Here is a 10,953-nt window from a genome sequence, read left to right as displayed (position 1 = left end):
ATAATCATTCTTAGGCAAGTCGTTATAAGATTCCTTGAATTTATTGACCTGCTTTGGATTCAAGACATGGATTTTTCTATCGAAGGATGCGAGAGTTGTATCTTCTTTTAGAAAGTATACTAGATTGTCGCCATAGACAGAAGTTGCTTCCAGTCCAATCAGAACGGAGTCGATGTTGTTAGAAGTCATTGCTGTAAAAATTCGTTTTACAAGTTGAGTAGATCCATCATGTGAGTTTGCAAGTGAAAAAGAACTATGCTTGTCACCATTAGGGAGCATCAGATAAATGACATTGTTTTTGCTGCTCACATCAATACCGACGTAAAGTGGGTTCATAAAATCACCTTCTTTCGTTTGGGATTAAAGTGTTCAATCGGCTTGGTAAACCCATGACCATGGAGCATCAACACCCTCGCATATAAGAATCCAGCTTAAGATGGACAGATGCGAAACCACACTGCAAGATGGTTGTCCAATCACTTAAGCAAACAGCCAGCGGTTTGAAGCTAACTTCCATGTCAGGGGAACAGACTTTTGGTGAAGTAACTCTCTGGGAGTTCAACAGGAGTGACTAGAACTTTTGCCTGATTGACACTGGGACAATTATATCATGGGTTTAATGAAGCCTATTGAACAAAGTAACTATTAAATTTTATATAAGAATAATGGTATCTAAAGATACTATACGAGGAGTGAATACTGATGTTAATGCCTTTTGAAAAAGCAGAATACCTGGAAAGATTGAAAAAAGTGAAAAAGAGCATGGCAGACAAAGGAATTGATGTCCTTCTGATCACTGATCCTGCAAATATGTGTTATGTGACAGGACACAATGCTTGGTCCTTCTATGTGCACCAGATGGTACTGATCGACATGGATGACGAAATGCCTTATTTCATTGGTCGTTATATGGATGCATTCTGCGGCGTTGTAAAAACAACATGGCTGGATGATGCTCATGTTAGAGCATACAGCGATGACCATGTGCAGAGTCTGGTAAAACATCCTATGGATTATGTGGCATCTGTTGTAAAAGAACTGGGTCTGGATAAAAAGACCATTGCTGTGGAAATGGATAATTACTACTTTACAGCAAGAGCTTTTGAGAGACTGGTAGCTGGTCTGCCGGATGCAAAATTTGTAGATGGTGACCTGCTGGTGAACTGGGTAAGAATCATCAAATCTCCCAATGAAATTGCCCTGCAGAGAAGAGCTGGTAAAATTGCAGAACTGGCAATGCAGGCTGCCATTGACAATCTGCATGCAGGCGCTCGTCAGTGTGACGTTGTAGCAAAGATTTATGAAGCACAGCTGAGAGGTACTGCTGAATTCGGCGGCGATTATGCATCTATCGTTCCTCTGATGCCTCAAGGTGAAACAGCTGGCGCACCCCATCTGACATGGACAGATAAAAAATATCCTGATAACACAGTTGTTGCTGTAGAACTGGCAGGCTGCCATATGAGATATCATTCTCCAATGGCACGTACTGTTTGTATCGGTAAACCTTCTCAGAAAGTAATCGACACAGCAGAAATCGCTGTAGAAGGTTTGAATGCAGCGCTGGAACAGGTAAAACCCGGAAATACATGCGAACAGGTAGAAGGCGCATGGAGAAAAGTACTTGCAAAATATGGTATGGAAAAAGAATCCAGAATCGGTTATTCTATGGGGCTGAACTTCCCTCCTGACTGGGGTGAACATACAGCAAGCTTAAGACCAGGTGATAAGACAGTGCTTGTACCTGGTATGACATTCCATTGTATTCCCGGTATGTATCTGGATGACTATGGCGTATCCATCAGTGAAGCTTTGGTTGTAACAGAAAATGGACATGAAACCTTTGCCCACTTCCCGAGAAAGCTTTTTGTAAATAATGATTGATACTGTATAAATCGTTTCGGACAGTATCAGTTCTCTTCCTTAAACAGGGCGTCGGTTTTCTAACTGGCGCCCGTTTTTTAAAATCCGTTGATCATATACGCGAGAAAACGTAACCCGGTCCAAGCATTTGAGAGGGGCGAAAATATGAAAGAAAGCATTAATAAAGGTATTTTGAAATTTGAAAAAATAAATCAGGCGATTTTGAAGTTAGAAGATTTTTTGTTAGGATATATTATTGTGTTTATGGCAATTCTGCTGGTACTCAATGTTTTCTTCAGAAGTGTTTTGAATAACAGTTTGAGTTTTGCAGAAGAACTTGGTGGTTTCTTGATGGTCGTTGTAACCTTCTGGGGCATTAGTACAGCAGCTAGATTTTCTAAACATATCAATATGAATGCCATTGTAGATAATGTGCCGAAGAAAATTCGCAAAGCTATGCTGGTGATCATTTCCGGTTTTACTTCTGTGGTTATGTTCTATATGACCAGTGTGTTTGTGCGCTATGCGATGGATAATATGAAAGTTGGGCGTATCAGTACTGCTCTGGAACTGCCTATGTGGATTTTGCAAAGTATAGTTGCTGTTGGTGTTTTTCTGACAGCCGTGCAATATCTGATTTGTTTCATTCGTAACTTGACAACATCTGACGTATATCTTGGTTCTGAAGTGAAAGCCGGTGAAGGGCTTGAATTGATTTATGAGGCAGAATTCAAAGAATTTGTCAGCGAAGAAATGAAAGCAGAAAGAAAAGAAGAGGAGGCGGATGCTCCATGATTCCTGTACTTTTGATTTGTATGTTTACGTTGTTGATTTTGGGCTTCCCTATGTTTATGTCCTTGTTAGTGGCTGCTTTGGCGGTGCTGCTGTTTTTCTTCTCTCAGACAGATACTATGATCTTATCACAGCAGCTCATCAACGGCATTTCCTCATCTGTATTGTTAGCAGTGCCAATGTTTATCTTTTCTGCAGATATTATGTGTGCAGGTCAGACTTCTAAACGACTGCTGAACTTCATTGGTTCCTTCGTTCGTCATCTGCCGGGTGGTCTGGCTGTAACAACAGGGGCAACCTGTACGCTGTTTGGTGCCATTTCTGGTTCTACACAGGCGACTGTTGTTGCGGTAGGGAAACCCATGAGAAAAGAAATGCTGGAGAAAGGATATGATGACGAAGATGTAATCGGTCTGATCATCAATGCTGCGAACATTGCGCTGCTGATTCCACCGAGCGTCATCATGATTATGTACTGTGTTGTAACAGGTACTTCTGTAGCGGAATTGTTTATCGCAGGCATTGGTCCCGGTATCGTTCTGTTTATTCTGTTTGCAATTTACAGTGTTTTTCGCGCAAAGATGAAAGGTACTCCTCGGGAACCTAAAGCAACTTGGGGAGAAAGATGGGTCGCTTTCAAACAGGCCATCATTCCTCTGGGCTTCCCTCTGATCATTTTGGGTGGTATCTATTCCGGTATTTTCAGTCCTACTGAATCCGCAGCTGTATCTGTACTGTATGCAGTAATTGTAGAAGCATTTGTATATAAGACGATCCGACTGAGAGATGTTCCAACAATTGCGAAATCTACGGGTATTCTGACAGCGGCTATTTTTATTCTGGTTGCATGTGGACAGGTATTCTCCTGGGTAATTTCCTATGCACAGATTCCACAGCTGTTGACATCTGCCATCCTGGGGGATGCACCTTCTCAGTTGCAGGTTCTGGTTTGTGTTACTATTTTCTTTATGATCGGTTGTATGTTTGCAGACCAGCTGGTTGTTATTCTGATTTTAACCCCTATTTTCTATCCCATTGCCATTGCAGCAGGCGTTGATCCTATCCATCTGGGTCTGATCATTTCTGTGCAGTGTGCCATTGGTTCTGCAACACCTCCTTTTGGCTGCAATATTTTTACAGCCAGCGCAATTTTCAATACGCCATATTTGAAAGTAATTAAAGGCGTTCCTGCTTACATTATCTGTTCTGCGATTGCGTCTGTACTGTTTATTCTGGTGCCGCAGACAGCAATGTTCTTCTATAATCTGGTATATTGAGGGGAGGGGACCATATGAAAAAGATTTTGGCTTTGATTTTAGCGGTTACGACAATGATGACTGTTGCTGGATGTTCCGGCACAACCAATGATACATCTGCAACATCTGAAGACGTAAAAGTTTGGAGATTTTGCCATGAAGAAAGTGTGGGCAGCGTACAGGATCAGTTTGCCATGAAGTTCAAAGAACTGGTAGAAGAAAAAAGCGGTGGAAAAATACGTGTAGATGTTTACCCGGTAGGACAGTTGGCTGACGGTGTAGGCGCAATCGAATTGCTGCGTTATAATGCGGTAAACTTTGCTATCAATAACCCTGCAACAGTTGCAACCATCATTCCTGAAAATCAGCTTTTGATGCTGCATTATGTTTTTTCTGATGATATGGAAGTAAATCGTAAGGCATTGAATGAAGGGAACGCAACAAAGGAATTGGATAGACTTTATACAGAAAAAGATATGATTCCCTTAAACTGGTTCCAAGAAGGCTTCCAGGTTGTTACATCCAATTTCCCCATTTATACACCGGAGGACATGAATGGGTTTAAGATCAGAGTCATGGCATCTCCCTTGCTGATTGCGGCGTACTCTGCTTATGGATGCAATCCTACACCTGTACCCTATATGGAAACTTATAGCAATCTGCAGTTGAATATGATTGATGGTCAGGTAAACCCTGTATTTGCTATTGAAGAAATGAAATTTTATGAAGTACAGGAATATCTGAATTTCTTGAACCATGAAGTATTTATTGGTACATTCTGTACAAACCCTGAATTTTGGGAAAGTTTGACAGAAGAAGAAAAAGCGATGGTTATGGAAATTCAGGAAGAGTTGGATCAGTATGTATTCGATATGCAAAATCAGTATTCTCAGGAACGTTTGGAAAAAATTCTTGCCAATAAGCCTGATATCGGACTGATTGAATATACTGATGAAGAAAGAGCTGTATTCCAGGAAAAAGCACAAGCTGGATATGATTATTATCTGGATTTGACGGGTGAAGAAGGTCAAAAACTGTTGGAAATGCTGCAAGAAGACATTGCAGTAGCTGAAAAAGAATTGAATCAAGGTGTATAAGTTTTTTTCTGATAAATGTCAGGTCGGAAAGATTTCCGCCTGACATTTTAGAATTGTAAATTCTGCCGAAACTGAGGTGGTTTTATGCATAAAATCGCGGCTTTTATGGTAGTTCTTGCGTCTGTGATCTGGGCGACTGGTGGACCGGCTGTAAAAGTACTGTTGAATTACGGTTTGACAGAAAATGAAATATTTTTTACAAAGGCATTTTTTTGTGTGATTTCCATGTTGTTGTTTGATTTGATATGTCGGAAAAGAATCAAAAGAATTTCCTCTGTCAAAGACTTTTTTGCACTGATGATCTGCGGCGTTGTGGGATATTTGATCTACGGGATGCTTTATGGATATGCCTTGCATCGAATACCCATCAGTGTTGCTGTTGTATTGGTATATACAGCTCCGGCAATTGTAATGCTTATTTCAGTTATTTTTTTTAAAGAGAAATTTACACTGAAAAAGAGAATTGCATTGGTGATGATTATGACAGGGTGTGTTTTTGTAACAGGCATTTTGACAGAAGGTATCGGGCAAATTTCATTTGTGGGGGTATTGATGGGACTAGCTTCAGGATTTTGCTTTGCACTATATAGTATTTTTGGCTCTATAGTAATGAAGAAATATGATGCATGGTCTGTTGCGACATATAATTTTATGTTTGCTTTATTGGTTACCAGTTTTTTGGTGGATATTCCACAGACAATGAACAAAGTGTTCGAAAACATAGATGCATTGTTGCTGAATTTGTATTTTGCAGTTTTTTGCGGTACCATTGCAAATTTGATTTATGTGAAATCCTTGGAATACATAGAAGCGTCTAAAGCAGCTATGATCACTACCATTGAGCCATTAACCACATGTGTGGCAGGCGTGATATTTTTTCATGAAGATATGGGAATTATCAAATTTCTAGGGGTTGTACTGATTTTAATGGCTGTTATTGTTTTGAATTATACTGCATCTGAAAAGAAGAAGAAACAGACAGCAGCAAGAAAGGTGGGATTGTAATGAATGATATGGATTATGGCGAAAGAAAGAAAATTGGTTTGATTTATCCTTCTGCTGGCTGGGTAATGGAACAGGAATTAAATGAAATGACACCAGATGGTGTTTCTATACATACCACGAGAGTACCTTTAGGGAATACGGATGTTGAGGGACTGAACCGCCTGCTTTTAAAAACGGAGGAAGCAGCAGAGCTTTTGTCTGATATTCCGGTAGATGTCATTTTGTTAGGTTGTACCAGTGCAAGTTTTATCAATGGTTTGGTTTATGAGAGAAATATGATTGCAGATATGGTAAAGCGAACAGGAATCCCTTTTACCACAACATCCACATCGGTGATTCGTGCACTGAATGCGATGGGGGTAAAGAAAGTTGCCGTGGCAACGCCTTATATAGATGAAGTGACACAGCTTGCACTGGCTTATTTAAAAGAAAATGGTATTGAAGTATGCAATTCTAGAGGAATGGGGCTTTTGCTAGATCGAGATATCGATGCAGTAAAGCTGGATGATGTATATGAATTTGCCAAAAACACAGATTGTGAGGAAGCGGAAGCATTGGTGGTTCTGTGTACAGGTCTGCGTACCATTCCTACCATTGAACGGTTAGAAAGAAGACTGCAAAAACCTGTTATTACAGCGATACAAGCGTCTATGTGGAACGCCCTTCGTATGGTTGGAATTGATGATAAAGTAGAAGGATATGGCTCTTTGTTTGAAAGATAAAGAACAGGAGGCGAGAGGCTTTTGGGAATTCGAAGTTTTCAAGAAAAAGATATCCCTGCGGTACAAAACATTTTAAAAGAAGGGGAACCTTATGTTTTTGCGTATAAAGAATATGTATACTGGATTTTAGAAAGATACTTCTCAGATACCTGCTATGTTTATGAAGAAGATTCAAAAATTTTGGGTTATATAGGAGCCGTGTATTCTGCAGAGAAAAATGCGATTTTTGTATGGCAGATTGCTGTATCTCGGGCAGCTGGTAAAAATGGTATCGGAGGTCATCTGTTTACGCGGGTATTAAAATGTGCTTCAGAGAAAAAAGGTGTACGTGTAGAAATTGCCATTAATCCAGAAAATATATACTGCCAGAAAATGGTCAAACGCGTTGCTGAAAAAATGAATTTTGAAATAGAAGCAATTGGAAACTATAATGATGGCATTTTTCAGGAAACGCTTTACGCATTGAGAGCATTGGATTTTGAATAAAAGATAGTGGTTTTGTGATGAACAGTGTAGACATCTAAAGAATTGCAAAAACGCTCAAAAAAAGACTTGTAGAATAAGCGTGATTTTTCAAGAGAGCAGATAGAATATTTTCGTGAATATATTCTGTCTGCTTTTTTGATTCAAAAATTTACGTTTTGAAGGCGATAAAAAAGGGGACAAATAAAAATCTATATGGATGGAAGCTATCAAAAAATCTTTCAATGGTGTATAATCACCATTTTTGCTTCTCTACGGCATGCCGTACACTTTTGTGAATATCATATGCAGAAGTGAAAAAGGGGCAATATGAGTCATGCAATCCCTTGAAAAAAGTATAGGATGTTTTAAAAATGTTAAATTAACGGCATTTTTGAAATATCATATCAAAAACGACATCTCTCGAATACGAAGCAAATACATAAGAAAAACAAAATGATTATGCGATATTATGCGAATAATATTCAAAAAAATCATCTGTTTTGAGGTGCCAAATGGGTGATAGATTTCTAGGAAATATTTTGGTATAATATAAGTATTGGCAAATGCGTTGCGCGAGAAGGGCGGGAATTTTATTCAGAAAAATAACTTCTGTCCAGAAAAAGGGGGCAGAATGGATTTGTGTTGGCAGAAAAGAAGCAAAAGGGAAAAAAGAGGAAGGAGAAAGCCATGAGAAAACGAATCTTTGCGGCGTTTGTCTGCCTGTGTATGTTGATGGCGTTGGTGCCGTCTATGGCGTATGCAGGGGATACGGTTTCCGTAGGCGGGCTGTGTGAACACCACACCCAGCATGACGACGCTTGCGGTTACAGCGAAGGAACTGCGGAAGTGCCATGCAGTCATGAACACACGGAGGAATGCTATACGCAGGCAACGAAATGCGTTCATAAGCATACGGCAGAGTGTTACAGTGATGGTATTTTGCCTGCGGAGGGAGAAGAAAAAACAGCTGACAGCTGTTCCCATCAATGCAGCGAGGAAAGCGGCTGCATCACAAAGGAATTGAACTGCAATCATGAACATGACGAAAATTGCGGTTATGTTCCCGCAACAGCAGGGACACCCTGCAACTTTGTATGTGAAATCTGCAACGCGCAGGTAGCGGAAGAACCAGAGTGTATCTGTGACACAAAATGCACAGAGGAAGAACCCAATGCAGGTTGCCCTGTATGCGGTGAAAACGGGGATATTTCCGGCTGTGTGGGTGCGGCAATGATGCTGGCGCCCATGGGGGCAAGGACGATTACGCCGAAAGCGCCAGAAGGAAATGGTACAAAAGAAAAACCTTACCAAATCACAAATGCAGCAGAACTTTACTGGTTTGCGGGGCTGGTAAACGGAGATAAGTCTATAATTGGCGAGGACATTCAACAAAATACAGGCGCCTGTGCAGTTCTGACAAAAAACATTACAATCAATGACAATGTGCTGAATGCTGACGGCAGCCTGAACGGTAACGGCAGCGGTCTTGAACAATGGCCGCCAATCGGCAGTTATGGTACTCCCGGAGAGGAGGCTTATATCGGCACATTTGACGGCAGTGGATACACCATTTCCGGGCTGTATGTGAATATTATCGATAGCGATGAGTCTAACGCTGTATACGCTGGATTATTTGGCTGTGTGGGCACAAACGGCAAAATCCAAAATGTAGGCGTTGTAGACAGTTATATCAGCGCCACAGGCGACAAAGTCTGTGTAGGTGGCGTGTGTGGGTATAACGTTGGTGGTACCATAGAAAACTGTTATAACACAGGCACAATCACAGCCACAGCCCAAGCCCAAGCCACAGGCATCTATTCCAGTGTCGGCGGAGTGTGCGGGTTTAGTTTCTGGAATATATTCAACTGTTATAATACAGGCAAAGTTAGTGTCACAGGTGACAGAGCCTGGGTAGGCGGCGTGAGCGGATCTAATGGAAAGGACATAAAAAACTGTTATAACACCGGAGAAGTTAGCGTCGCAGTCGACGGAGGCGTGGTAGGCGGCGTGTGTGGGAATAATGATAGTTGGAGCCGCATAACAAACTGCTATAACACAGGCAAAGTCAGCGTCACAGGCGGCAATGCTGTTGTCGGTGGCGTGTGCGGGATGAATGCGAACACCATAAAAAACTGCTATTTCCTTACAGGAACTGCGGACAAAGGTATAGGTGTTGGCTCTAGTATTTTCCCTAATGAGGCAACGGAAAAAACAGAGAACCAATTCAAATCCGGCGAGGTGGCATTGCTGCTGAACGGCAGTCAGAATCTACAGCCTTGGGGACAGGGTTCCAATGGTATTCCTGTTTTGAAGGATAATCTTCCTGAAGATGTAACGTGTACAGATCCTGTCCGCGTAACCATTCAAATGCCGGATGGAACTTCGGAACAGGGTTATACAACAGCAGGAAGCACTTTAGCAACGTATCCAAATGGGTATGTGTTCTTTGGAGATGATAAGTATACAATATGGATTGATAAAGCAACAAAAACCTATGATGTAGATACTAAAATCTATGCTGCATTACCAGTGAACAATATCACGTTGAACAAAACAGAGCTTTCTCTTTATGTAAATAGTACAGAAACTCTGACAGCAATCGTTTCTCCTGACAATGCCTATAACAAAACATTGCATTGGGAAAGCAGCAATCCATCTGTAGCAACGGTAGACAGTAACGGCAATGTGAAAGCTATCAGCAGAGGAGAAGCAGTCATCACAGCAACAGCAGCAGATGGTCAGGGAGCAAAGGCTGAATGTACTGTAACAGTCAAAAAGAAATCCTCCGGCGGTTCTGTATTCTTCTGGGATCTGAAATTCGACACCAACGGCGGCAGTAAAATCGACACCGTCACCGAATGGGAATACAGCACCATTGATCTGGACGACTATGTTCCCGAAAAAGAAGGATATAAATTCGTAGGCTGGTATGCTGACAAAGATTTAGACAAGAAAATCGACGAGGTTTACTTGACAGAAGACACCACCGTTTACGCCAAATGGGAGAAAATAGAGGAAGAAGTTCCTGAAGAACCAGAAGAAGTGGAAGAAACAGAAGAAACAGAAGAAACAGAAGAAACCGAAACCATTTCTTTCTTGGACGTGAAGAAAAGCGATTGGTTCTATGATGCCGTTTCCTATGCGGTGGAAAATGTCTTGATGAGTGGCATGAGCGAAGATATTTTCGCACCCAATACCCCTCTGACCAGAGAAATGCTGGCTGTTGTCCTGTATAACGTGGAAGGACAGCCGGAAGGCACAGAAGCCAATACTTTTACAGACGTAAAAGGGGATATGTGGTACACAGACGCTATCCTTTGGGCAAATGAAAACGGCATCGTGGCAGGCTATGACAATAGCGCTTATGGTGTGGGCGATCTCATCACCAGAGAACAGTTCGCAACCATTTTGTATCGCTATGCCCAGTTCAAAGGCTATGATACCACCCAAGGCGGCATGGCAGTGAGAGAATTTTCTGATTATGAAAATATTTCTGACTATGCAAGACCTGCCATGGCTTGGGCAGTGAACGCAGGCATCATGGGCGGCATGGACGACGGCACACTGATGCCTCAGGGCAAAGCCACCAGAGCAGAAGCGGCTACCATGCTCATGAATTTCTGCGAGAATATTGTGGAAAAATAAAATTCATTTCAAAAAATATTTTGGGCAGTGAGATTCCTCACTGCCTTTTTATGTTATCCCCATATTCGTCAGGCGTTTTTGCGCAAAAAAACAGGAAGCATCCAAACT

Annotated in this window: 9 protein-coding genes; 8 read left to right on the top strand and 1 reads right to left on the bottom strand. The window is 41.5% G+C overall.

What is annotated here, in order from left to right; all coding sequences use genetic code 11:
• Positions 1-336 (bottom strand): IS110 family transposase (locus INF29_RS02505; protein ID WP_193484390.1); only part of this gene is annotated, 336 nt, incomplete at its 3' end.
• A gap of 366 nt (positions 337-702) precedes the next feature.
• Here INF29_RS02505 and INF29_RS02500 point away from each other — a divergent pair.
• The 8 genes from INF29_RS02500 (at position 703) to INF29_RS02465 (ending at position 10,845) form a co-directional block, all read left to right on the top strand.
• Positions 703-1,884 carry a M24 family metallopeptidase gene (locus INF29_RS02500; RefSeq protein ID WP_207728102.1) on the top strand — a complete coding sequence of 394 codons (1,182 nt, stop codon included), beginning with the start codon at positions 703-705 and terminating at the stop codon, positions 1,882-1,884.
• Between the two features lie 144 nt (positions 1,885-2,028).
• A complete protein-coding gene (locus INF29_RS02495) occupies positions 2,029-2,658 on the top strand; it encodes a TRAP transporter small permease (protein ID WP_193484388.1) in 630 nt (209 codons plus the stop codon).
• On the top strand, positions 2,655-3,932 hold the full coding sequence (locus INF29_RS02490) for a TRAP transporter large permease (RefSeq protein WP_193484386.1): 1,278 nt from the start codon (positions 2,655-2,657) through the stop codon (positions 3,930-3,932). The genes INF29_RS02495 and INF29_RS02490 overlap by 4 nt, the downstream gene beginning before the upstream one ends.
• A gap of 14 nt (positions 3,933-3,946) precedes the next feature.
• Positions 3,947-5,008, top strand: coding sequence for a DctP family TRAP transporter solute-binding subunit (locus INF29_RS02485; RefSeq protein ID WP_193484384.1), 1,062 nt, complete (start codon positions 3,947-3,949; stop codon positions 5,006-5,008).
• A gap of 84 nt (positions 5,009-5,092) precedes the next feature.
• Positions 5,093-6,013 carry a DMT family transporter gene (locus INF29_RS02480; protein ID WP_193484382.1) on the top strand — a complete coding sequence of 307 codons (921 nt, stop codon included), beginning with the start codon at positions 5,093-5,095 and terminating at the stop codon, positions 6,011-6,013.
• On the top strand, positions 6,013-6,735 hold the full coding sequence (locus INF29_RS02475; RefSeq protein ID WP_193484380.1) for a maleate cis-trans isomerase family protein: 723 nt from the start codon (positions 6,013-6,015) through the stop codon (positions 6,733-6,735). The genes INF29_RS02480 and INF29_RS02475 overlap by 1 nt, the downstream gene beginning before the upstream one ends.
• Before the next feature lie 21 nt (positions 6,736-6,756).
• Positions 6,757-7,221 carry a GNAT family N-acetyltransferase gene (locus INF29_RS02470; protein WP_191345066.1) on the top strand — a complete coding sequence of 155 codons (465 nt, stop codon included), beginning with the start codon at positions 6,757-6,759 and terminating at the stop codon, positions 7,219-7,221.
• 666 nt (positions 7,222-7,887) lie between these two features.
• Positions 7,888-10,845: an S-layer homology domain-containing protein gene (locus INF29_RS02465; protein ID WP_193484378.1), complete on the top strand. Its 2,958-nt coding sequence runs from the start codon at positions 7,888-7,890 to the stop codon at positions 10,843-10,845.
• The last annotated feature ends 108 nt before the right edge of the window (positions 10,846-10,953 follow it).

Origin of the sequence: Anaerotignum lactatifermentans (assembly GCF_014982935.1) — a bacterium.
Lineage (GTDB): Bacteria > Bacillota > Clostridia > Lachnospirales > Anaerotignaceae > Anaerotignum > Anaerotignum lactatifermentans.
The sequence above is the reverse complement of the archived record's forward strand: the minus strand, read 5'-3'. Positions and strand labels throughout refer to the sequence as shown.